Source organism: Sphingomonas lutea (assembly GCF_014396785.1).
In the GTDB taxonomy this organism is placed as follows: domain Bacteria; phylum Pseudomonadota; class Alphaproteobacteria; order Sphingomonadales; family Sphingomonadaceae; genus Sphingomicrobium; species Sphingomicrobium luteum.
On record NZ_CP060718.1, the window covers coordinates 1,235,840 to 1,257,317 of the forward strand.

Annotated in this window: 26 protein-coding genes and 1 pseudogene; 15 read left to right on the top strand and 12 right to left on the bottom strand. The window is 61.7% G+C overall.

Translation table 11 applies throughout. From position 1 onward, the window contains the following. The first annotated feature begins 32 nt into the window (after positions 1–32). Complete coding sequence (locus H9L13_RS06380; protein WP_187536951.1) at positions 33–665, top strand: DUF938 domain-containing protein; 633 nt, start codon at positions 33–35, stop codon at positions 663–665. 34 nt (positions 666–699) lie between these two features. Further along, positions 700–1,113 carry a PilZ domain-containing protein gene (locus H9L13_RS06385; protein ID WP_187536952.1) on the top strand — a complete coding sequence of 138 codons (414 nt, stop codon included), beginning with the start codon at positions 700–702 and terminating at the stop codon, positions 1,111–1,113. Between the two features lie 8 nt (positions 1,114–1,121). Here the strand turns inward: H9L13_RS06385 and H9L13_RS06390 are convergent, their stop codons facing one another. Continuing rightward, positions 1,122–1,763 carry a PilZ domain-containing protein gene (locus tag H9L13_RS06390; RefSeq protein ID WP_187536953.1) on the bottom strand — a complete coding sequence of 214 codons (642 nt, stop codon included), beginning with the start codon at positions 1,761–1,763 and terminating at the stop codon, positions 1,122–1,124. 329 nt (positions 1,764–2,092) lie between these two features. Between H9L13_RS06390 and H9L13_RS13045 the strand changes: the two are divergent. Together H9L13_RS13045 and H9L13_RS06400 are read left to right on the top strand one after the other, a co-directional pair. Beyond that, positions 2,093–2,248: pseudogene (locus tag H9L13_RS13045) on the top strand (aspartyl protease family protein); the annotation flags it as partial. Positions 2,249–2,303: 55 nt separating this feature from the next. Next, positions 2,304–2,942: a retropepsin-like aspartic protease gene (locus H9L13_RS06400; protein WP_244954797.1), complete on the top strand. Its 639-nt coding sequence runs from the start codon at positions 2,304–2,306 to the stop codon at positions 2,940–2,942. Between the two features lie 699 nt (positions 2,943–3,641). On the opposite strand, the gene H9L13_RS06405 is transcribed toward H9L13_RS06400, so the two are convergent. The 9 genes from H9L13_RS06405 to H9L13_RS06445 are packed head-to-tail and all read right to left on the bottom strand — an operon-like array spanning position 3,642 to position 11,892. After that, complete coding sequence (locus H9L13_RS06405) at positions 3,642–4,064, bottom strand: hypothetical protein (protein ID WP_187536956.1); 423 nt, start codon at positions 4,062–4,064, stop codon at positions 3,642–3,644. A gap of 3 nt (positions 4,065–4,067) precedes the next feature. Then, positions 4,068–4,514: a lasso peptide biosynthesis B2 protein gene (locus H9L13_RS13050; protein ID WP_187536957.1), complete on the bottom strand. Its 447-nt coding sequence runs from the start codon at positions 4,512–4,514 to the stop codon at positions 4,068–4,070. Continuing rightward, positions 4,492–4,770 carry a PqqD family protein gene (locus H9L13_RS06415; RefSeq protein WP_187536958.1) on the bottom strand — a complete coding sequence of 93 codons (279 nt, stop codon included), beginning with the start codon at positions 4,768–4,770 and terminating at the stop codon, positions 4,492–4,494. Before H9L13_RS06415 ends, H9L13_RS13050 begins: the two co-directional genes overlap by 23 nt. Beyond that, positions 4,767–5,636, bottom strand: a complete 870-nt coding sequence (locus H9L13_RS06420) for a hypothetical protein (RefSeq protein ID WP_187536959.1) — start codon at positions 5,634–5,636, stop codon at positions 4,767–4,769. The genes H9L13_RS06415 and H9L13_RS06420 overlap by 4 nt, the downstream gene beginning before the upstream one ends. Beyond that, positions 5,633–6,754, bottom strand: coding sequence for a methyltransferase domain-containing protein (locus H9L13_RS06425; RefSeq protein WP_187536960.1), 1,122 nt, complete (start codon positions 6,752–6,754; stop codon positions 5,633–5,635). Before H9L13_RS06425 ends, H9L13_RS06420 begins: the two co-directional genes overlap by 4 nt. A gap of 35 nt (positions 6,755–6,789) precedes the next feature. Beyond that, a complete protein-coding gene (locus H9L13_RS06430; protein WP_187536961.1) occupies positions 6,790–7,188 on the bottom strand; it encodes a lasso RiPP family leader peptide-containing protein in 399 nt (132 codons plus the stop codon). A 15-nt stretch (positions 7,189–7,203) separates the two neighbouring features. Then, positions 7,204–9,090, bottom strand: a complete 1,887-nt coding sequence (locus H9L13_RS06435; RefSeq protein WP_187536962.1) for an asparagine synthetase B family protein — start codon at positions 9,088–9,090, stop codon at positions 7,204–7,206. Beyond that, on the bottom strand, positions 9,087–10,847 hold the full coding sequence (locus H9L13_RS06440; protein WP_187536963.1) for an ABC transporter ATP-binding protein: 1,761 nt from the start codon (positions 10,845–10,847) through the stop codon (positions 9,087–9,089). The genes H9L13_RS06435 and H9L13_RS06440 overlap by 4 nt, the downstream gene beginning before the upstream one ends. Further along, positions 10,780–11,892: a nucleotidyltransferase family protein gene (locus H9L13_RS06445; RefSeq protein WP_187536964.1), complete on the bottom strand. Its 1,113-nt coding sequence runs from the start codon at positions 11,890–11,892 to the stop codon at positions 10,780–10,782. The genes H9L13_RS06440 and H9L13_RS06445 overlap by 68 nt, the downstream gene beginning before the upstream one ends. A gap of 404 nt (positions 11,893–12,296) precedes the next feature. On the opposite strand from H9L13_RS06445, the gene H9L13_RS06450 reads away from it, so the two are divergent. From H9L13_RS06450 to H9L13_RS06485, 8 genes are read left to right on the top strand one after another with little or no spacing between them, the layout of a single operon-like run. Continuing rightward, entirely contained in the window at positions 12,297–13,460 is a 1,164-nt protein-coding gene (locus tag H9L13_RS06450; protein WP_187536965.1) for a glycosyltransferase family 4 protein, read from the top strand. A gap of 13 nt (positions 13,461–13,473) precedes the next feature. Continuing rightward, positions 13,474–14,517 (top strand): EpsG family protein, encoded by a 1,044-nt coding sequence (locus H9L13_RS06455; protein WP_187536966.1) that lies wholly within the window; start codon positions 13,474–13,476, stop codon positions 14,515–14,517. A gap of 22 nt (positions 14,518–14,539) precedes the next feature. Next, a complete protein-coding gene (rfbA, locus tag H9L13_RS06460) occupies positions 14,540–15,421 on the top strand; it encodes a glucose-1-phosphate thymidylyltransferase RfbA (protein WP_187536967.1) in 882 nt (293 codons plus the stop codon). Then, on the top strand, positions 15,414–15,965 hold the full coding sequence (gene rfbC, locus H9L13_RS06465) for a dTDP-4-dehydrorhamnose 3,5-epimerase (RefSeq protein ID WP_187536968.1): 552 nt from the start codon (positions 15,414–15,416) through the stop codon (positions 15,963–15,965). The genes rfbA and rfbC overlap by 8 nt, the downstream gene beginning before the upstream one ends. A 3-nt stretch (positions 15,966–15,968) precedes the next feature. Beyond that, positions 15,969–17,036, top strand: a complete 1,068-nt coding sequence (gene rfbB, locus H9L13_RS06470) for a dTDP-glucose 4,6-dehydratase (protein WP_187536969.1) — start codon at positions 15,969–15,971, stop codon at positions 17,034–17,036. Next, positions 17,033–17,920 (top strand): dTDP-4-dehydrorhamnose reductase, encoded by an 888-nt coding sequence (gene rfbD / locus H9L13_RS06475; protein ID WP_187536970.1) that lies wholly within the window; start codon positions 17,033–17,035, stop codon positions 17,918–17,920. Before rfbB ends, rfbD begins: the two co-directional genes overlap by 4 nt. Beyond that, positions 17,917–18,114, top strand: a complete 198-nt coding sequence (locus tag H9L13_RS06480; RefSeq protein ID WP_187536971.1) for a hypothetical protein — start codon at positions 17,917–17,919, stop codon at positions 18,112–18,114. Before rfbD ends, H9L13_RS06480 begins: the two co-directional genes overlap by 4 nt. Before the next feature lie 6 nt (positions 18,115–18,120). After that, positions 18,121–19,191 carry a glycosyltransferase family 4 protein gene (locus H9L13_RS06485; protein WP_187536972.1) on the top strand — a complete coding sequence of 357 codons (1,071 nt, stop codon included), beginning with the start codon at positions 18,121–18,123 and terminating at the stop codon, positions 19,189–19,191. A 4-nt stretch (positions 19,192–19,195) separates the two neighbouring features. On the opposite strand, the gene H9L13_RS06490 is transcribed toward H9L13_RS06485, so the two are convergent. Further along, complete coding sequence (locus H9L13_RS06490; protein WP_187536973.1) at positions 19,196–19,348, bottom strand: hypothetical protein; 153 nt, start codon at positions 19,346–19,348, stop codon at positions 19,196–19,198. A 73-nt stretch (positions 19,349–19,421) separates the two neighbouring features. Then, complete coding sequence (locus H9L13_RS06495; RefSeq protein WP_187536974.1) at positions 19,422–19,625, bottom strand: hypothetical protein; 204 nt, start codon at positions 19,623–19,625, stop codon at positions 19,422–19,424. Positions 19,626–19,629: 4 nt separating this feature from the next. Between H9L13_RS06495 and H9L13_RS06500 the strand changes: the two genes are divergently transcribed. From H9L13_RS06500 to gmd, 3 genes are all read left to right on the top strand, one after another. Beyond that, positions 19,630–19,986 (top strand): hypothetical protein, encoded by a 357-nt coding sequence (locus H9L13_RS06500; RefSeq protein ID WP_187536975.1) that lies wholly within the window; start codon positions 19,630–19,632, stop codon positions 19,984–19,986. Between the two features lie 126 nt (positions 19,987–20,112). After that, a complete protein-coding gene (locus H9L13_RS13055; protein WP_187536976.1) occupies positions 20,113–20,229 on the top strand; it encodes a cupin domain-containing protein in 117 nt (38 codons plus the stop codon). Between the two features lie 150 nt (positions 20,230–20,379). Beyond that, complete coding sequence (gmd, locus tag H9L13_RS06510) at positions 20,380–21,474, top strand: GDP-mannose 4,6-dehydratase (RefSeq protein ID WP_187536977.1); 1,095 nt, start codon at positions 20,380–20,382, stop codon at positions 21,472–21,474. Positions 21,475–21,478: the final 4 nt, after the last annotated feature.

Consider the following 21,478-nt stretch of genomic DNA (forward strand, 5'->3'; position numbering starts at 1 on the left):
CCGGTCAGGACGCCGCTTTCTTGCGAATGCGCATGAGCGACGAGCGGCGCTTTTACGAGCAGGAAAAGGCGGGCAAGCGCCGCTCGGCACCCGCTGCGCAGCGCAACCGCGAGCCAATTGCAGAGGTACTTCGCGCCTGGCTGCCGGCGACCGGACTCGTCCTCGAAATCGCGAGCGGCACGGGAGAGCATGCGATGTTTTTTGCCGAGCGCTTTCCTGCGCTCGATTGGCAGCCGAGCGACGTTCACCCGGACGCGCTGGCCTCGATCAACGGCTGGCGCGCCCAGAGCGATGTGAGCAATCTGCGCGGGCCGATCCTGCTCGACGCGGCGGCTCCGGACTGGCCGATCGAGCGGGCCGATGCCGTGCTCAGCATCAACATGGTGCACATCAGCCCGTGGGCCTCGGCGATCGGCTTGATCGACGGCGCCGCGCGGTTGCTCGGGCCGGGGGCGCCGCTGATCCTCTACGGGCCGTGGCTGAAGGACGATCTGCCGACCGCGCCGAGCAACGCAGCGTTCGATGCCGACTTGCGCCGCCGCGACCCAGCTTGGGGGCTGCGCCGGGTCGAGGACTTCGCCGAAGCAGCGGCGCGTGCGTTCGATCTGGTCGAAGTGCGGTCGATGCCCGCCAACAACATGATGCTGCTTTTCAAACGGCGTTAAATGAAGCTTTACCCCCCGCCTGTATGGCGGGCGGATGGACGAGAGCAGCATGTCGCACAATCGGCGGTCGCGCCGGGCACCGGTGCTCCTGGCCGCTACCGTGGAAGTCGCGGGCGTGCCGCAGCGCGTCAACCTGCGTAACCTGTCGTCGGACGGCGCCCTGATCGAGGGCGATCATCTGCCGATCGAAGGATCGACCGCATTCTTCCAGCGCAACGATCTGCGCCTGAAAAGCCAGGTGATCTGGGTCCAGGGCCGCTTTGCCGGTCTGGCCTTTGCCCGCAATCTCGAACCCGAAGAAGTGTTGCGCAATGTGCCCAAGCCCCGTCCGCGTATGCAGCCGGAATTTCGGCGTCCGGGACTTGCCTGTCGGCCATTGACCAACGACGAAAAGCGCATGGTCGAGCGGTGGATGACCATGTCACCGATGGGTTCACCAGGCGATTAAACGTCGCTTCAGGATGCCGCGCGACGGTTGTCCTGCTGCCCGCGAAGCCAGCTCACAAGCATTGGCAGCCCCAACGGACGGGTGAAGTGGATGCCATGCGCCGCGCCATCCTTCCACCGGACGATCCCCTGTGCCGGGGGCAAGTCGATGAGCGTGATCACGACCGATGCATTGACGGTGAGGTTCGCCGCGCCGACAACCATCATTCCCCCCTGCGAGATATTGGCGCCGGTCATCCGATGCACGGTACCGTCTTCCCGAACCCAGGCGGTGCAATTGACCTCAACGCGCGGAATGCGCGGGCGCGGTCCATCTCCCGCCGCGGAAATCAGGTCGACGATGTCGATCGGCGCGTCGAAAGTGACGCCGGCGAAGTCATACTTGATCCATCGGACATAGCCCGAGATCTGCTCGCCCTGCTTAAGTTCGACGGATAACCGCGTACCCGCCGCAATGTCCGAATAGATGCGGATCATCATGCCGCCGGCGGAAACGTTGCGAATCAGGCAGAGCTCGCGCCGGTCGGCGAGGATGAGCGAGCCGACTCGAAGCAGACTCACATGGCGCTCGTCGTGGCGGCGCTTGAGTGGGCACGGCGCGTCTCCGCCCAAGGAATATAGGGTCGTTTCAACCGGCCGTTCGTCCAGCATGCACTCTTCCCCGATATTGCTCGACCCGGCGCGTCGCTTGGTCGAACCGGCCATACGTTACGGGCAAGGCTAGGTTAGGGGTCTTACCAGTTGGTTGCCGTGGCGCCGCCGTGGTGGAAAATGCTTCGATTTCGGCGGGGAAGCGGCGAAAAGGCGGAGAAAGCGAAATGCGAACGATGACAGCACTGGCTTCGCTCGCGATGTCCTGGGGCGCGCTTGCGGCCAACCCTCTCCCGCCAACGACGCTTGAGGCGGTCAGTGAGCCGGGCGAGATCGATTCGACAACCCAGACGCAGGATATTCGGTTCGAGAGCGATCGGGCTAACCGCATGACGGTGCCCGTACGGCTCGGCCAGGGCACCTATCGCTTTCTGGTCGATACCGGCGCGGACCGCACCGCAATTTCTCATCAACTGGCAAAAGACCTCAACCTGCAGGCGGGGCCGATGGCCACGTTGCACAGCGTGACCGGGATCACCTCCGTTGCCACTGCGACTGTGCCCGCCCTAGGGCTGAGCCAAAGGGAAGTGCGCATCGTCGATGCCCCTTGCTGGACCAGTCGCATATGGGGCGGACGGCATCCTGGGTGTGGATTCGTTGCGGTCGCAGCGCATTCTGTTCGATTTCGATGCGCAAACCATGTCCATCGTCCCCTCCGCCCGACCCGATTTCGAGCGAGAGCCCGGAAGCATTGTCGTCCGTGCCAGCCGCCGAAATGGCCGTCTGGTCATGACCAATGCCCGCGCCGATGGCCGCCGGATCAACGTCGTGCTCGACACCGGTTCGGAGATCACCATCGGCAATGAGGCTTTGCGGCAGGCGATGCTCAAGAAGCGGCAGCTGACCGATTCCCATCGCGTTGAAGTGCATTCCGTCACGGGTCACAAGATTGCCGGCGATTACATGCGGTTGAAACGGCTGGAGATCGGTGGAGTCGAGCTCAATGACCTTGCCATCATTTTCGCGAATGCGCACACGTTCAAGAAGCTTGGCCTTCAGGATAAGCCCGCAGTGCTTCTCGGCATGAATGCGATGCGGGCATTCAAGAAGGTGTCGATCGACTTTGCCAACCGCAAGCTTCGTGTCGTCCTGCCCAACCAAAGCGCGACGGACATGAGGATCGCAAGCTTGCCGCCCAGCCTGCGGCCGGCTGTCCAGCGAACCGGCCTGCGCTATTAGGACGCGCGGATTTGCGGTTGGAAGGGACCGGGGCGCGGGCGCGCGGGAAAAACAAACTGACAATCTTCGGTCACGATAAGGCTTCGCGAAATGCGCCAGTACGCATTGGGGTGCGCGTAGCGGAAAAGCCCGGAAACCTCAGCGCCCGCGCCCCGTGGGTTGCGAGGGTAAACCGAACATTTCGGCGCCTACGACGATGGACGAGCTCCGTCGAACGACCAGAACTGTATGATGAGGGGGAGGGCTTTTGTAGCGCGTCGAGAGGCGCTTCAGGGGGAGGGCGCCAAAAGCAGGACGAAGCGCTTGAGTTGTAAGCTGGCGAGGTCTGACAATTTTCTCCAAGGTCCCGCAGGCACGCAGCCTTGCCTAGGCTGATAATGCTTGTCTTGCGCGAAAGACTAAAAAACTTTCGCAAATGTCCGACTCACCGCCCCTGGGTACGGGGCCATTCCTGCTCGGTGCCCGGCTGCCGATGTCTGCCGATCGAATGCGCTCATGTTCGGAACGGATGGAGGCTTAGGCCTCAAGCCGTCAGACTGCTGGGTGTTAAGTTTATGCGCGTTTTATCATCAGATGCAGCACAGAATAGGAGAACGGAATTTTGAGTTGAAATTCGAAATCTCAATGTCCCAATTGGCCCGAGAATTCGCGTGGAGATCTCCACATTGGGCCAAGCTTTCCAAGATGTGAGTATTCTAGCTAAGGCGAAGGAGTATATGGCCGATCCATCATCGCGCTCTCTCGCGAAGCCGCGAGTCGCTCCGCTGGCGAATCCAAGCGTGTGCCGAACAACGCCGGTCGCAACCGGGTCACGGCCAGCAAGATCGTAGGCAGCAAGATAGTGAGCACGATGTCCTTGGCACCTTCGCCAAATTGCATTCCTGGGCTTGGCCAGCGCTCGACGCGCAGATCGACCACTTCATTGGCCAACGCGAAAGCCAACACTGCAGCCCAGGGCAGCCAGGACGCTACGGTTCGGCGAAGGAGTGATGCAGCGATGAGCTGGATCAGGACCCCGATAACGACGTGCAAACCATCATGGCTAATTGCTAGCGCATGCTCAATGAACAGCTTGCTCTCATACCACCCGGCAGTGGTGTGCGATAATTTGATGTCGAACATGGTTCAGCCTCGAGGTAGCAGGGGCAGGTAGTCGCGCACATCACCTCCGGTTACGACGGTGTCGCCGGAGATGAGCCAAGCATGAGCCTCAAACGGATTGGCGCCGCTCTCGCGAATCCCGATTGCCACCCTAGATGGAATGCCGTGACGTCGGAGCCAGCGCTGTGCAGCAAGCGCTTGGATCAGGCAGTCGGCGCGCCACGGTACCCGGTAGCAGGCGCGCGCGATCGCAATGCCCACGCGATCAATCGTCACGTGAGGGTGATATGCGCGGGCGTGCGTGGGAGTATCGATGGCTGTCTCGAGCATCGTCTGAACGCTAGCGCGTCGGAGCGTCAACCGCGCACGGCCCAGTTCAACAGTTGCTGTTGCGAAATCGAGCCAATCCCCCCAGGTTAGGGAGAGAATGCTGCGCGATCGTGTCCGTTCATGCAGCGATGATAATCTCATTAGTTCTCAAGTCTTCTAGGAACCGGCGCGTGTCTTCCTCGACCTGCGCCAAAGGTGCATCATACTCCCTAGCGATATTCGAACAGATCTGCCGAACGCTTTGACCTTCGTTCATCCCCTTCCAAATCCGAGAGGCTAATGGGTCCATTCCGTAATAGGTCCCGCGCTTTATCTGCAGCAGGACTAGTTCGTTTCCAACCGCGTTGGCGAAGGCGTCAGGAGAGGGCTGCCACGCTTGATCAAGAATATCAGTCATGCAATTCCCTTATTTCCGGTAGCAACCGCCCCGGTAGCATGGTCTGTCACCGCTGCAATTACCTCAGGCAAGCCACTGTAGGACCGAGGGTAATCAATGCGGTAACAATTCACCGCGTCAGCCAGCTGGGTGAGCGCGTGGAAGTGCTCTCGATGGCGCCGCTCGTCGTCGAAATCCAGAATGAAGGCGTGACTGATCAATAAGGGGATTGCTGGCAATGCCGCGAGCGGCTTGATGGCTACGCTGCTCGTTTCGTCCGAGCCCAGCAGATAGATCGCCCGGAGCGGTAGTGGGTGCACTTGAAAAGGAAGCGCAGGGCCGGTGCTCAGAAGCTGCTTTTCCTCCTGCTCGGCCGAAGATCCTTGCGCATCATGCAGGAGCGCAAGTTGGCTATCCCGCCAAAGCCTCAGCGCGGGGCGATTTGGGTTGGCGATGAACGTCGGGCCCGACCGTTCGATCCAGACACCGTCATCGGTTAGGAACGGATTGCCGGCACGCGCAAAGGCAGCCGCCAGCGTGGACTTGCCCTGGCCCGACGAGCCCACGAAGGCCACCGCAGCCTCCGAGACCGCCACAGCGCTTCCATGCAGCACCAGCTTCCCATGGTGGCTTCCTAGCAAGGGAAGGACCTGGTTGTAATAAAGCCCGTCGATGACGTTCTCGCTCGCGCCATCGCAAGGGAAGCAGGTCACGTCCGAGGATTCCAAGTTGACGATGAAGTCCGCTCGGTGCGGGAAGCGAAGCAAATATCCGCCGTCGGTCCGATAGAAAGAGAGGGTAACGACGCCCGACTCGACGATCCATTGGTGGTAAGGCGATTGCGGTAACGGCCCCTGCGCGCGGCACGGCTCCAGATTGAGCCTCATCCCTTGATGTTCCTGGAAAGCTCGAGTTCGGCAAGGCGCCTGATCTCATCCCGGCTGGCAAAAAGGTCGGGATGAGTACGGACGAGGTCCTCGACAATTTGATCGGTCGTTCGAACACCATCGACATATTGCAGCAGTGCTTTGCGAAACGCTCCGACAGGGCTCAGCTCCGCAACCTTGGGGCGGGTCGCCGGAAGCGTGCCGGGACCTATGATCATGCTGTGCCACGTCGACTGCCGATGGCGTTCTCCCGTCCTCGGCAGGCGAATCGTCCATGCGAGCAAGTTCGTGTCGGGCCTGAACACAACGCTCGCTTCAAGCGCGTCGCCAGCCTGTACGGCAACGGGACGTTCGAACGGAAGGAAAGCTTGGTCGCGCTTTATCGCATTTCCATCGAACGGTGAGTTGGACATCGAGACGGTCGCGGAAAGCGTGCATTCGAACCAGCTGACTAGCCCGTCGATCACGCCGTCGCGCTTCGCACGGAGCGTGGCCTCAAGCGTTAATTGCTCCGAGTTATCCTGATAGAGATCCAATCGACCGACCTGGGCGGCTTCGGACAGGATGTCGTCCGCGCAGAAAGTCCGCGGATGTTTCATGTTGACGCCATGTTCGCGGAGCCAGCGATACTCGGCAGGAATGTTTGGTTGGCCCCACTCCTCGGCCTTCGTTCGGCACTGCGGCGCGTTCGCAGCGGCGAGGAAGAGTTGAAGACCTTCCGGAAGGATATTTCCGCCCGGCTTGAGGAAGCGCCGTCGGGCATCGCCCAATGTGTCGAGAATGCCGTAATCCACGCCGAAATGGCCGACGTGATCGCAGACGATGAGATCGACTTGTTCGGGAATGGTCGCACGGAAGCTCCGCTCACGAACACACGTATATCGGTCCGAAAGCCCCAGACGGGTCATGGTTTCACGAGCCAGTTCGATCGCATCTGTCTGGTCGATGCCCCAGACATGTCCTGCACCCGCCTTCAGACAGAGCAGGCCTAGGATGCCTACGCCGCATCCAAGGTCGAGAACGCGGTCGCCGGGCCGAACCGTCTCGGCAATTGCTTTGCAAAACAGTTGCAGGCGTACCTCATCGCTGAGGTACTCCAAATGTTCATCGAGAAGCACAATCGCAAAGGCGAAATCAGACGGGGCGATTGGCGTCAGGCGTGACTGATCCCCAGCATGCCATAATCGACACGGCGATAGCCGTTGGTGCCTACCGACACGGCGGCCGGCAAGACCTGCGCGACCTCGTCAGCCATGACACCGAACTGGCGCCCAACGCCGCAGGCCGCCTTGAAGGCGGGCTTGAAGTCGAAAAGGTAAAGGCCGATCCCAAGCGGGTGATCCCCGACGCGAACGACGTTCTCCTTAGCCGCAGGATCCGACGTCATCGTCATTCCGGCAGTTGTACCCCCATCTGCTCCGGATCCCTCCCCGGTACGGGTGAGATCGCGGACATTGCCGAAGACGGTGAGTTTAGGCGCCTCGTACGCCGCCTTCACAGCTTCGAAGGCTTCATTCTGATCAGGAAGGCCGTTCGATTGCAGATCGTCCATATCGTTAATTCCTCGCTAACATTCTTGCTCGGAAAGCAAATCCCCAGCTGTCATGCATCCAAAGATGCCCCACAACTTCCAAATGGGATTTCCTTCGTAAGACTCCGAGCGGTACGTGTCGAATAGTCGGTCTACCCCGCTTAGATCAAGATAACTCCTGACATCGGGTTTGGAGCCCTCGAAAAGATTTGCCATTCCGTCCAGCTGTCGGGCGAATGCGACGGTAAACTCCGCTTTAGTCATCCGATCGACCACCATGTCTGGCAGAAGGCCCGCAAGCGCCCGGCGATGCGTGTACTTGCCAATCGTGGCCTTTCTCTTGATTCGGTCGGGCGTAGCGAACGCAAATTCAATGAACCGCCTGTCGTGCAACGGGCTTCGCGGTTCATACCCAGCACGAGCGGCCAGCTTGGTACCCAGATCGCTCGCGAAAGCCGAATAAGCATTGTTCAGCCATCGGCTGACCCCCCGCCGGTCGATGAACGTGCTGGCCACTACATCTGTGCCAGAAGCAGTGCGGCGGGCCGCTAGCAGCGACCTGAGTTCGGGCGATAGCCAATATGCCTCGTCGCGCCCCGATGCCGAAACCCGCCTGATGGTCCGAAGAGCCTTCCAAAGTGGAGGCGGGAGGAGTTCGGTGGGGCCGAAACGCAAGAACCACCAGGCGGTTTTGGCAAGACCGACGCTGGCGATGTCCTCGCGCAGACTTCGGCCAAGTCCAGACCAATCATGCGCGGCCAGTTGCTCGGCATAGTAAAGCAGATTGCCTTCGAGCCACTCATCGCCGCCGCTGCCGTTCAAGATGACGCGGCATCCGTCGCCCGTGGCCGCGGCCGCCATGCCGAGGCCCATCGCGCCATTCGGATAGGGCGGAATGTCGCAGTCGGCGCGGGAGCGCTCCTGGAACCAGCGTCGAGGGGGGAGGAAGGGCGGAACTTCCGCGATCGCTTGCCGGCTGTGCTGGCCAACGGCCCGGGCAAAGGCGATCTCGTCTGCCTCGCTACCCGTTTCTTCGAACTTGAGCGTGTAGCCCTTCAACGCCGGTGCGAGGAGGCGCCCCTCGTGCTGCAATTTGCTGGCTACCGCGAACACGGCGGACGAATCCAGCCCGCCGCTGACCTCACAGCCCAGACGAAGGTGCGACCGCGAGGATCGTCGCACACAATCGAACAGCAGCGTTCGGTAATGCTCGACGTAATCGTCGTCGTTCCTATAGTGAACGGTCACCCGTGACGGGGGCGACCAGTATTTGGAGCGCACCATTCCGTCCGGATCCGCGCTTAACGCGTACGCGGCCGGGAGGCGCAGCACTTCCTGCCAGATCGTCTCATCCTTGCTGAGCACGATGCCTGCCATCAGCTCCGCGAACATTCCGCGGTTGGGACGCGCTTGAACGCCCCCTGCAAGGGCGCCGGCGATGTCGGAGGCAACAATCAGTCGTTTTCCGTCCCAATGATAATGGAGGGAGCGGCGCCCGGCGTGGTCGCGGGCGCAAAATGCGCGTTGCCTTCGTGAATCCCAGAGGACAAAGGCAAACTCTCCTTCGATGTGGTGCGGGCATTGCTCGCCCCAGATTTCATATGCTCGCAGCACCAATTCGGAATCGGATCGCGTTCGCAAGCGTGCCGAGCGAGAGAGCAATTCGCGGCGAAGCTCCTCCCAATTGCTGAGGGTGCCATCCATCACAAGAACGATCGAGCCGTCGTCGGACTGCAAGGGCTGGCGCTCCTGGAGTGACTCCTTTGTGGTGCGCAGCATGCAATGGCCGAGGGCGGCCTGCTGGCTTGTCCAATGATCGATGCAGTCAGGGCCGCGATAGGCCATGGCTGACGTCATTCGCGCGATGAGATCCGGATCTACTGGACGACCATCAAAGTAAAATATGGCGGCGATCCCGCTCACGCGGAGACCTTTTGAAGCCGTCGCTCGTCCGCCCTGAGTTCCCGGATTCGGCCGTCTTCGAGCGTCACGATACGATTGGCCAGGGCAAGCGTAGCGGGCCGGTGCGTGACTAGGATCACCGTGCGACCGTGAAGCGCATCGTTGCAGGCATCGATAAAGGCCTCTTCGCCCTCATCGTCAAACATCGAGGTGGCCTCGTCGAATATGATGATTGCCGGGTCTTTGATCAGTGCGCGCGCCAGCGCAATCCGCTGCCGCTGACCGCCGGAGAGGCGAAGCCCGCAGTCTCCAATGACCGTGTCCATGCCGTAGGGCAGGGAAGCGACGAAATCGAGCGCCTGAGCCAGCCGAGCGGCATCATCGATCATCTGTTGCGATGCACCGACCGCTCCGAACGCAATATTCTCCCTGATGGTGGCGTTGAACAGGAGTGCGCTCTGCGGAACCAGACCGATTCGGTCTCGCAGCGCGCTCAGGCCCATGGTCCGGCTATCCTCGCCATCGACGAAGATCGCGCCGACTTGCGGGTCGTAGTAGCGCATTAGCAGATTGATCATCGCGGTTTTGCCGGCACCGTTCGCGCCCAGGATGGCAATCCTTTCCGCAGCGCCGACCCGAAGATCGACACCGGTCAGGACGGGGTCGCGCCCAGCATAAGCAAAATGGACATTGCGAAATTCAATCGCCCCGTGCGCACGCGGTCGGCGCGATGCTTGGGCTGCCCCGACATCCTCAGTCGGCTCGGCCAGGACCGCACTGAGTCGGGCGAGCGCCCCGCGGGCCGTTTGAATTTGGCCGTAGAGGTGCGCCAGCGACCCGACCGGACGCGTGAGTAAGGCGGCGTAGAACATGAAGCTGAACAGCTCGCTGGCAGTCATCCGGCCGTCCGAAACGTCGTGGCCCGCGAACCATAGGACGGCCAAGGCGGCAAAAGCGGCTATCAAGCTAATCAGGGGGTCTAGGGCCGCGTAGATCCGGCCCTGCCGAACCATCAGGCCCTCAAGCTTGCGAACCGTCTGGCGATAGCGGTCGTACTGAGCCGCTTCCTGGCCGAAAGCCTTGGTCGCGGGCACGATCTGCAGCGCTTCGTCCGAAAGCGCTATTGCTCGGGCGTCGGCCTGCTGGATCTGCACGGCAAGGCCTTGAAGCCGCCGACCGACGATCTTGGTGGCGAGGTAGAAAAGGGGAACGATGGTCGGGATAAGAAGTGCTAACCGCGCGTCGATGGTGAACATGACGATCATGGCCCCGATCGCAGTCAGCAGGCGAGCTGGAACTGCCACTAGGGTGACCGCGACGAATTCGCTCAGTTTGGCGATTTCGATCGTCATGACGGCAAGCATGTCGCCTTTGCCCCGGCTGTCGTGGAAAGCCATCGGCAATCGCTGCACATGATCGAAAATACGCTCGCGAAGCTCGGCAAGCAGGGCCGCGCTCATTCGAACCATGCGGTCGGCGGTGAGGAAGCTCAGCATTGCAATCGCAACGAGACAGGCGGCAAGGACGCCAACCGCCCCTTTCAAGGCGCCCTCTTGCCCGGTGACCATGGTGCCCAAAAGGTGTCCGGCCATCCAGGGAACGACGAGAAGTACCACAGAACTCGCCGTGGTGAGGATCACCAGCAGCAGAAGCCGCGCCATATGCTGACGATTGAGGCGGAGGATCCGGAAGATCGGCATAGGGTGTGTGCTATCGTCGCGGTCTTGCAAGTTCGGCAAGCCGCCGCAGATACAGGCTGGGCAGCGGGCGATGCTCAAGCGCGCGATATTTGGCGCGCATGAAGCCTGCACTGGGGAAGGCGCGGGCGGTCAAGTAACGGAGTTTCCGACCAATTCCCCGGACTGCCCACCAATCGAGCCATGCGCGGCGCAATTGGCCACCGCTGAAATATCGCGACGACTTGGACATCAGCGCCGATTCGACCCACTCAGGTGCAACTGGGCCGACGCGGTCGGAAGCGGCAACAAGGCCATCGCGGCAGATCCGGGCAACCTGTTTGCTTTGCGCCAGCCGGCAAAATTCACGCCACTCAATTTCGGAGATCGATCGGCCGATTAGCGCGATGTCCCACAGCCAGATCAGTCTATTGCCGCCGTAATATGTCTCGCCACCGACGAAATAGGGGGCGCAATCATGCAAGCCACGATGCAGTAACGCATGAAGAAGCATCATCGGGCGGCTCGGAGCTCGGGCGGTTGCTGACAATCGAGGCAATGGACGCGCACCTGCGAACCAATCGTCGACCGAGAACATGCGATCGACTGCGGGCGTGTTCATCGCGCGCCAGTGGAGATCGATGCAATGCGTCGAGTTATCGGGCGCGAGCAAAAGCCAACTTTCCTGGAATCGCAGCTCGGGGGGAAGAAAGCCATGATCTGACGGCGCCTCAAATCCACAATTGGTCAACAAGGAACGAGCGCATTGAAGATTCCGCTCGTGAATAAGAAGGTCGGTGTCGGCGCGTGCCCGTTCGGCAGGATTTTCGTAAAGATCGTAAGCGAGTGCGGTGCCCTTAAGCAGAAGGGTCGGGATGTCCGAGTCGGCAAAAGACTTCAGCAATGGTCGGAGCACCGCCGCGTGCTGGAGCTCCCACATGGCCTGATCACGTGCGTCCGCGCGGACTTGCTCGCTAAGCTCCGCCGGCCAATTCGCGACAAGATCATCGCTGACCATTTTCGTCCCGATACCATGATAGGCGAGGTGCTGTAGCGCGGCATTGGCCGGAATGTCGGGCGGAAGGGGCTCCGCTCGACGATTGCGCAATGCCTTTGAAAAGACGATGTCCAGTGCCTCATTTTTCATAGCTGGCGCATCCTGTAATCGACTTTCGCAGCCACGACATCACTGATTGGTGCTATCAACGCGGCGGCCATTCATGCTGGCAGTGGGACGAAATGAGGGGAAGCATCAATGCGAGGTGCGGAGCGGGGATTATTCAATCGAGGAACAATCGTCATCTCTGCAAGAACACTTGGGAATACCAGTTGTGACCGGTTAAGCACGTAAGTAAGAGAAAAGAGCTTTGAGCCTGTCGTGGTGGCACCTGGAGGTTGCGGGGGCAGTCGGGCACTTGAGGATCTTGGTTTAAACCTATCAGCGAGGCAGTTGATCGTGCCGGGATCAATCCCGTGCGCCACCGTGTTTCCAAGTTCTAAAGTGCCTGCGTCCGATCGCGCCCTCACTTGGGCCAAGGAGAGTGCAAATACGTGAGCCAAAATGTCGTCATCACCGCCAATAGCGCCTGGTACATCGCGAATTTCCGCGCCGGCTTGGTTCGGGCGATTGCGGAGCGCGGAATGACGCCGGTGCTGATTGCACCGCCCGACGCGTCGGCGCCGTTCAGCGAGGCGGAGACGATCACGCTCGAGCTGGAGCGGTCGGGCACCAATCCGGCGCGGGATGCCGGCTTGCTCGGGGCGTTCGTGCGCGCATTTCTAAAGATACGGCCCGCCGCGGGGTTCAGCTTCACCATCAAACCCAACATCTATGCTGCCATCGCGGGACGGATGCTCGGCACACCAGTGATGCCCACCGTCACCGGCCTTGGAACGGTTTTCATCAAGGGCGGCGGGCTGATGGGCCTGGTCGAGCGGATGTATCGCTTCGCCTTCAAGCGCTGTCCGGTGGTGTTCTTCGAAAATCGCCACGACCTAGACACCTTCGTCGAGCGAGGGATGGTTGACATCTCGCAGGCGCGGCTCGTTCCTGGTTGCGGGGTGGATTTGGAGCGGTTTGCGGCGACTCCCCTGCCGCAGGGGCGGTTCACATTCCTGCTCGTCGCTCGCCTCCTACGCGACAAGGGCGTGGGCGAGTATGTCGAAGCGGCGCGGATCCTTCGGGACAAGGGGATCGCTGCCAATTTCCAGATTCTTGGTCCGCTGGACGTAGGCAACCGCACGGCCTTCGCGCGTGAAGAGGTCGATCGGTGGGCCGCACACGGTCTAATCGATTATCTGGGCGAGGCGGCGGACGTCCGGCCTTTCCTCGCTCGGGCAAGCGCGATCGTCCTGCCCTCCTATCGCGAGGGGCTTCCGCGAGCGCTTCTCGAGGGTGCGGCGATGGGCCGGCCGCTAGTCGCAACCGACGTCCCCGGCTGCCGCGACATCGTCACCGACAAGGTCGACGGCTTTCTTTGCCAGGCGCGCAGCGGGCCTTCTCTCGCTTCGGCGATGGAACGTCTGTTATCCCTGTCGCGGGACCGGCAGGCCGAGATGGGGAAGGCGGCAAGGCGGACGGTCGAGCAGCGCTTTGACGAGCGCGGGGTCGTCGCGACCTATCTCGATGCGCTTGATTGCCACGGCTTGCAGAGTCTGCCAGCGCTCTCTCGTCGCTCCCCGGCGCTGGCCGGCGACCCGACGTCATCCAGCTAGAGGCTTTTCTCGTTTGGCGGCTTACTGGTTCCTGTTCGGCTTTGCCGCGTGCGGCGCGATGCTGGAGGCTCAGCGCGCGCCGAGCGCACCACGGTCAATCAACGTCCTTTGGCTTGTGAGTGCTCTTGCGATCGCGACGATGGTCGGTCTTCGCGACGAAGTCGGCGCCGATTGGATCAGCTACATGCAGATGCTTGCGGGAGCCGGCCGAAGCTCGTTCGGCCGCGCTCTCGAGATTGGCGACCCCGGGTACCAGCTGATCAACTGGATGGCGTATCAACTCGGCGGAGGCATCTATCTCGTCAACATAATCTGCGCCACCCTCTTCGTCTGGGGGCTGTTCCGGCTTGCCGGCACGCAGCCGCGGCCATGGCTCGCGCTGCTGGTCGCGGTGCCTTACCTCATCATCGTCGTCGCAATGGGCTATACGCGCCAGGCGGTTGCGCTCGGGATCTTGATGGCCGGCCTCGCGAATTTCGTCCGTGGCGGGTCGACCATCCGAATCCTGCTTTACGTCGCCGTCGCCGCGCTGTTTCACCGAACCGCGGTGATCGCTTTCTGCCTGGTCGCCTTGGCCTCGGAGCGCAGTCGTTTCATCAACGTCTTGATCGCCATCGCGGCCAGCTACTTCCTCTACGACATCTTCATCAGCGGCGAGATCAACGGCCTGGTGGAGCGCTACATCGAGGCGAAATATTCCTCGCAGGGCGCCGCGATCCGGATCGCGATGAACATGTTTGCCGCAGTGCTTTTCTGGCTGGCCGGCAGCCGCATGGAATTTTCGGAGCGGGAGCGGCGATTGTGGCAGAATTACTCGCTTGCCGCCGCAGGCCTCCTGTTCCTGCTGTTGGTGTTGCCCTCGTCGACCGCGGTCGACCGGATGGCGCTCTACATCCTGCCGCTACAGCTTGTGGTGCTGTCCCGCCTGCCGCTCGCCATCGGGCAGTTCACGGGGAAAATCGCCGTTGCGGGCTATCTGCTTCTGGTGCAGTTTGTGTGGTTGAACTTCTCCCAATACGCCAGGTACTGGGTGCCCTATCAGTGGGTTTTGTCATGAGCCGAAGTCGATTGGAGCGTCTGTGAAGGGTATTGTCCTTGCCGGTGGAAGCGGGAGCCGGCTGTACCCCGCGACGCTCGCGGTGTCGAAGCAGCTGCTTCCCGTGTTCGACAAGCCCATGATCTTTTATCCGCTGGGTGTGCTGATGCTCGCCGGAATCCGCGAGATTCTCATCATTTCGACGCCAACGGACTTGCCGCGCTTCGAAGCCCTGCTGGGCGATGGCACGCGGTATGGGATCCGCCTGTCCTATGCCACCCAAACGGAACCGCGCGGCCTGGCCGATGCCTTCATCGTCGGCCGCGAATTCGTCGGCGACGATCCCGTCGCCCTGATCCTGGGCGATAACATCTTCTATGGCGCGGGCCTCAGCCAGCTCGTCCAGCAAGCCGCAGCTCCGCAGACCGGCGCAACAGTCTTCGCTTATGCGGTGGAAGACCCCGAGCGTTATGGCGTCGTGGAGTTCGACAAGGCGGACGGCCACGCCGTTTCCATCGAGGAAAAGCCGTCGGAACCGCGATCAAACTGGGCCGTCACCGGTCTCTATTTCTACGACAATGACGTGGTCGATATTGCCGCCGGCCTGGCCCCGTCGCATCGCGGCGAGATCGAGATCACCGACGTGAACCGCGCCTATCTAGCGCGCGGAGACCTGCGTGTGGCACAACTCGGACGCGGCTTTGCCTGGCTCGATACCGGGACTCACGACAGCTTGCATGACGCCGGGTCGTTCGTCCGCACGATCGAAAAGCGCCAGGGCATGAAGATCATGTGCCTGGAAGAAATCGCGTTGGAGCTGGGCTATCTAAGTCCGGCAGACCTGCGCTCGGTGGCGGACAAGCTCGGCTCCACCGATTATGCCGACTATCTCCGCCGCCGCGCGACCGAGCACGAAGATGCTTGAGGTTCGCCCGCTTGGGCTGGAGGGCGTGCTGGAGATCATTCCGCGAAAGCATGCGGATGAACGCGGCTTCTTTTCCGAAGTGTGGCGCGAGGACGCGTTGAAGGATGCCGGCGTCGACGTCACTTTCGTCCAGGACAATCATTCTTTTTCCAAGACGCGCGGCGTTGTGCGCGGCCTTCATTTCCAACTGCCGCCCTTTGCACAAGACAAATTGGTGCGGGTCACGCGTGGCGCGATCTTCGACGTAGCCGTCGACATCCGTCGCGACTCTTCAACCTACGGACGCTGGGTCGGGCTGACCGTTTCCGCGGCGCAGTGGAATCAAATCTTTATTCCAAGGGGGTTTGCCCACGGCTTCCTCACCATCGAGGACGGTACGGAGGTCGTCTACAAAGTAAGCGCTCCCTACAGCCCGCAGCATGATCGCGGCCTGCGCTTCGATGACCCTGCGATTGGGGTCGATTGGCCGCTCGACGGCGAACCGCTTCTTTCTTCCAAGGATACCGCGGCGCCGTTGCTCGCCGATCTTGAGACGGGCTCTTAAGGCATGACCGCGATCAAATCGGTTCTCGTCACCGGCGGCGCCGGCTTTATCGGCAGCGCAGTCTGCCGCCTACTGGTTGGTGCGGGCTACCAAGTCACCAATCTCGACAAGCTGACTTACGCTGCTGACTTGAAGTCGTTGCGCGAGATCGAGGACGCCGAAAATTACCGCTTCGTCGAGGCCGACATTTGCAATGGCGCGCGCATGGTGGAGCTGCTGGCCGATGTACGGCCCGATGCGATCATGCATCTTGCGGCGGAAACGCACGTCGACCGGTCGATCGACGGTCCGGGTGTGTTCGTCGAGACGAATGTTTTCGGTACGGTCGCCTTGCTGAACGCGGCGCTCGAAAATTACCGCGGCCTCGACGGTGAGCGGCAACAGCGCTTCCGTTTCCACCACGTGTCGACTGACGAGGTGTTCGGCGACCTGCCTTTGGACTCGGGCATCTTCACCGAGGAGACGGCATATGCGCCGTCATCCCCTTATTCGGCGTCAAAGGCCGCAGCGGACCACTTCGTTCGCGCCTGGCACGAAACCTACGGCCTGCCGGTGGTGATTTCGAATTGCTCCAACAATTATGGGCCGTTTCACTTCCCCGAAAAGCTCATCCCGCTAATCATTCTCAACGCCCTCGAAGGGCAGCCGCTGCCGGTATATGGGGACGGGCAGAATGTTCGCGACTGGCTGTTCGTCGACGATCACGCCCGGGCGCTCGAGGCGATCCTGACGCGCGGCCGCGTCGGCGAAAGCTATAACGTGGGCGGGCGCGCCGAGCGTTCCAACCTTGAGGTCGTGCACGCCGTTTGCGACCTTCTCGACGCGCGCAAACCACTGTCGGATGGCCGCCCGCGGCGCGACCTCATCGAATTCGTGAAGGACCGTCCTGGGCACGATCGCCGCTACGCGATCGACCCAAGCAAGATCGAGCAGGAGCTGGGTTGGCGGTCGGAGGAGACGTTCGAAGCCGGGTTGGCGAAGACCGTCGACTGGTTCATCGCCAATGAATGGTGGTGGGGGCCGATCCGAGCGCAACGTTATTCGGGGGCGCGGCTAGGCGGCGCCAAGTGAAGGTTTTGGTCACCGGGGCGCAGGGCCAACTGGCCCGCGCGCTTAAGGAATATGCCGCCTCCCGCCTAGACCTTGATTTATATGCCGTCGGACAGCCTCAGCTCGATCTGGCGGAAACGGGCGGCATCGAGCCTTTGATACACGACCTGCGCCCCGACGTGGTAATCAACGCCGCGGCTTATACCGCCGTCGACCGGGCCGAGCGTGAGCCTGAGATGGCATTCAGAATCAACGCCGCGGCGGCTGGGGAGGTCGCGAATGGCGCGGCGTCGATCGGCGCGCCCATCATTCAGATTTCCACGGATTACGTCTTCGATGGTACGGCCACCGCGCCTTATTCGGAACAAGCGCCGACCAATCCCATCAACATTTACGGCCGGTCCAAGCTTGCAGGGGAGGACGCGGTTCGGGCCGTCAACGCGCAGCACCTCATTCTGCGAACCTCTTGGATATTCAGCCCGTTCGGCCACAATTTCGTGAAAACGATGCTCCGTCTTGCCGAAGATCGGGACGAGGTCTGTGTTGTGGCCGACCAGTTCGGCTGCCCGACAAGCGCGGATAGTCTTGCACTGGCAGTCGGCTGCGTCCTCGATCGCTGGATGGGTGGGGCGTCAACCGGCTTGGGACAGACCTACCACGTGGCCGGAACGGGTGCCTGCACCTGGGCGGATCTTGCCGAGGAGGTGTTCGGTGCAAGTGCGGAGGCCGGGGGGCCCTCGGCAAAGGTGATCCGTATCACGACGGAAAAGTTCCCGACCCCTGCGCCGCGCCCGCGTTACAGCGTGCTCGCCAGCGGCAAGTTCGCGGCGGAGTTCGGCGTCGTGCTGCCCTCATGGCAAAGCCTGACCCGGCGCGTCGTCACTCGGCTGGCCGCCGGCCAGTGAGCCAGGGAATCCTCTACGTCAGCTATGACGGAATGCTCGAACCCTTGGGCCGGAGCCAAGTGCTCGCTTACCTCGAGCTGACCGGCGACGACGCACTTCCGGCGCGCTGTCGCCATACCGCGGTTGACCTATTCTCGCTGGGTCGCGGCGTTGCGGCTTATGCGCGGATTTACGATCAGATGGCCGCCAGCTGATCGCAAATGCGCATCATCGCCTTCACCAAATATGATCGCGAAGCGGCGAGCACGCGGCAGCGGTTCCTGCAATATGGTCCCGCGCTCGCCGCCGCCGGAATCGCGCTCGACCATCGTCCGCTGCTCAGTAGCGCTTATGTCCGCAGCCTTGCAACGCACGAGGGTTTCTCGCGGGTTGAAATTGCCAGGCGCTACGCCGCGCGCTTGTCCGACTTGCTCGCGCCGCGCCGGCCCGGCGACATCTTTTGGGTCCATGCCGAGCTGTTTCCCTTCCTGCCATCGGCGGTGGAGCGGCTGGTGTTCCGACCGGGCGCGCCGGTGGTTTACGACTGGGACGACGCAGTCTTCGTGCCCTATCAGGAACATCGCCGCGCGCTTGTCCGGGGTGTGCTGGGCCGCAAGTTTGAACATGTCCTGGGCAAGGCTGCGGCAGTGACTTGCGGCAATGCTTACCTCCGCGATTATTGCGCGCGCTTCTGCGAGCGCAGCATGATCGTCCCGACGGTCGTCGATACCGATGTGTACCGGCCGGCGGAACGCGGGGAGGGGCCGCTGACGCTTGGCTGGATCGGTTCACCCTCGACCTGGGTCAATGTCCGGCCCCTGCTGCCGACGCTTGCGCGATTCTGCCACGAGCATGGCGCGCGCTTCCGCGCCATTGGTGCGGGGAAGGTGGCGGCGGGCGATGCATCCGAAGGGCTCGAACTGGCCGATTGGGCCGAAGCAACCGAGGTTTCGGAGGTCCAGCGCTTCGACATCGGCATCATGCCATTGATCGATGGGCCGTTTCAGCGCGGCAAGAGCGGTTACAAGCTCATCCAATATATGGCGTGCGGGCTGCCCACGATCGCCTCGCCAATTGGCGTCAATAGGCAGATCGTGACTCATGGCGAGACGGGATTGATCGCGTCGAGCGCCGATCAATGGACCGAAGCGCTCACGGGGCTCGCCGGCGACGCAGCGCTCAGGCGGCAAATGGGGCAGGCGGGCCGGGCGCGCGCCGTGGAATCCTATTCGCTGGCGTCACAGGCGCCGCGGCTGGTCGACCTGTTCAGGAGCGTCGCCGGTTCGGGCTAGATCTTCAGGCCGCGAAGCACCGGTGCGATGCCTGACCAATCGTCGACGAATCCGGCGAGGTCGTCTTCGCGCCGTTGCGCTGGAACATTGCCGCGACCGCGGACAGGCGCTGCGGATTTTCGAACCGTGGCGAGAACATATTGAACGTGTCGAGCACGACCCACTCGCGCGGCGCCTCCAGACACAGTCCGTGCGGAATCGTATTAGGTCGAGCAGGGGCATGAAACGTGTCAGCGCGCCAGCTTGGCCGCGCGCAGGCCCCCCGAGACGTGGACATCAGCCATCCGACGTTCTTTTCGATTAGTTTGAGCAGACGCACGTGATCCATCCATTTGGTTGGCGGTCGCAGTATTAGCGTGAAACTGGGTCCACAAACCGCGCATCGGGTAGAAATCCAGGACAATCTCGCCGCCCGGCCGCGCCTTGGCGATCATCGTCGTGACCGACGCTTCGAAGTCGGGGGACGCTGAAGCACGCCCAGGCAAAACACCTTGCCGAACCGATTTCAATGGGCACGTCCTGTCGGGCGATGTCCTTGCGCTCGACAGCAAGGATTGGCTGGCGCGGTCGACCAGCGACACAACCGTTTGTGCCGTCGGCTTAGAGCTGATGATCGTCGTCGTCACGCTCGATGCCGCGTTTGCTGCCTCGATCGATTCAGCGCAGCAGGTCCAGCGGGAGGTCGAACAGCTTGGCGTGTCGGGGCACAAACGCACAGTCGAGCCGGCGCAGGTCGCCCGCCCGTGGGGCACCTACGAGAGGGTCCGCGCTTCCAGACCAAGCCGATCATCGTGAGGCCGGGCAGCGGCTTCCGCTGCGAATGTATTACCACCGGTCGGAGCATTTTGATCGTGGTCAGCCGCATGGCCGAGGTGACGGTCGACGAGTGGAAAACCAGTCGACTACATCCCGGGGGGCACGGTGCACCGGCTTGGCCAAGCCGGCCGGCTCCCGTTGCACCTGATCGAAGTGCAGTGCGGCAGCAATCTGGGCGAGGATGACGTCGTTCGCCCCGAGGATACTTATGGGCGCGGATAGGGGCGCGGCCAGCGAGCTCGGAACCGCTCCTGAGCCGGCACCGTGAGAGGTGACAGCCCGTTGGTGCTTGAATCCCTTGCAACATGAAGGCATCAGCGTCCCGCCCAGGCTCTCGGAGCCGCGACAGCTTAAAAAAGGTTCGTTCTCAACATGCTCGACGCTCGCAAGACCGCGCTGATCACCGGCGTGACCGGCCAGGACGGCGCCTATCTGGCTGAGCTGCTGCTCGCCAAGGGCTATGTGGTCCACGGGCTGAAGCGCCGAGCATCCTTGTTCAATACGTCACGGATCGACCATCTTTACCGCGACCCGCACGAGGAGGACGTGCGCTTCTTCCTCCACCATGGGGACTTAACCGACTCGAGCAACCTTATCCGCATTCTGCAGCAGACCCAGCCCGACGAGGTCTATAATCTTGCGGCGCAGAGCCATGTCGCAGTGTCGTTCGAAGTGCCCGAATATACCGCGAACGCCGACGGCTTAGGCACGCTTCGCTTGCTCGAGGCAATCAGGATCCTCGGAATGGAAAGCAAGACGCGCTTTTACCAAGCGTCGACGTCCGAGCTGTACGGACTGGTCCACGAGACGCCGCAGACCGAGAAGACGCCATTCTATCCGCGTTCGCCCTATGCAGTCGCCAAACTGTATGGCTACTGGATCACGGTCAATTACCGCGAGGCCTACGGGCTCTATGCCTGCAACGGAATTCTGTTCAATCATGAGTCGCCGCTACGCGGCGAGAATTTCGTCACGCGCAAGATCACGCGTGCGATGGCGCGGATCAAGCTTGGTCTCCAGGACAGGCTCTATCTCGGCAACCTCAACGCCTTGCGCGACTGGGGCCATGCGCGCGATTATGTCGAGATGCAGTGGCTGATGCTCCAGCAGGAAAATGCCGAGGATTATGTCATCGCAACCGGCGTCCAGTACAGCGTGCGGGACTTTGTCGCCGCCGCCGCGGCTGAACTAGGCATCAGTGTGCGCTGGGACGGCAACGGCGTGGAGGAGAAAGGTTTCGACTCAGACGGCAATTGCATCGTGTCGGTCGACCCACGCTACTTCCGTCCAACCGAGGTCGAAACCCTGCTCGGCGACGCGACCAAGGCTCGGACGAAGCTTGGGTGGAGCCCGAAGATCAGCTTCGAGGAGATGGTGCAAGAGATGGTCCGCGAGGACCTGCGCACGGCAGAGCGCGACGAGTTGGTGAAGAAGCACGGTTATCACGTCAACGACTTCCACGAATAGGTTG

Excerpts from the sequence above, each read along its gene's own strand:
- H9L13_RS06380 (WP_187536951.1), top strand. The coding sequence starts at position 33 with ATGAGCGACGAGCGGCGCTTTTACGAGCAGGAAAAGGCGGGCAAGCGC.
- H9L13_RS06385 (WP_187536952.1), top strand. The coding sequence starts at position 700 with ATGGACGAGAGCAGCATGTCGCACAATCGGCGGTCGCGCCGGGCACCG.
- H9L13_RS06390 (WP_187536953.1), bottom strand. The coding sequence starts at position 1,763 with ATGCTGGACGAACGGCCGGTTGAAACGACCCTATATTCCTTGGGCGGA.
- H9L13_RS06400 (WP_244954797.1), top strand. The coding sequence starts at position 2,304 with ATGCCCCTTGCTGGACCAGTCGCATATGGGGCGGACGGCATCCTGGGT.
- H9L13_RS06405 (WP_187536956.1), bottom strand. The coding sequence starts at position 4,064 with ATGTTCGACATCAAATTATCGCACACCACTGCCGGGTGGTATGAGAGC.
- H9L13_RS13050 (WP_187536957.1), bottom strand. The coding sequence starts at position 4,514 with ATGAGATTATCATCGCTGCATGAACGGACACGATCGCGCAGCATTCTC.
- H9L13_RS06415 (WP_187536958.1), bottom strand. The coding sequence starts at position 4,770 with ATGACTGATATTCTTGATCAAGCGTGGCAGCCCTCTCCTGACGCCTTC.
- H9L13_RS06420 (WP_187536959.1), bottom strand. The coding sequence starts at position 5,636 with ATGAGGCTCAATCTGGAGCCGTGCCGCGCGCAGGGGCCGTTACCGCAA.
- H9L13_RS06430 (WP_187536961.1), bottom strand. The coding sequence starts at position 7,188 with ATGGACGATCTGCAATCGAACGGCCTTCCTGATCAGAATGAAGCCTTC.
- H9L13_RS06445 (WP_187536964.1), bottom strand. The coding sequence starts at position 11,892 with ATGAAAAATGAGGCACTGGACATCGTCTTTTCAAAGGCATTGCGCAAT.
- rfbC (WP_187536968.1), top strand. The coding sequence starts at position 15,414 with ATGCTTGAGGTTCGCCCGCTTGGGCTGGAGGGCGTGCTGGAGATCATT.
- rfbB (WP_187536969.1), top strand. The coding sequence starts at position 15,969 with ATGACCGCGATCAAATCGGTTCTCGTCACCGGCGGCGCCGGCTTTATC.
- H9L13_RS06485 (WP_187536972.1), top strand. The coding sequence starts at position 18,121 with ATGCGCATCATCGCCTTCACCAAATATGATCGCGAAGCGGCGAGCACG.
- H9L13_RS06495 (WP_187536974.1), bottom strand. The coding sequence starts at position 19,625 with ATGATCGCCAAGGCGCGGCCGGGCGGCGAGATTGTCCTGGATTTCTAC.
- gmd (WP_187536977.1), top strand. The coding sequence starts at position 20,380 with ATGCTCGACGCTCGCAAGACCGCGCTGATCACCGGCGTGACCGGCCAG.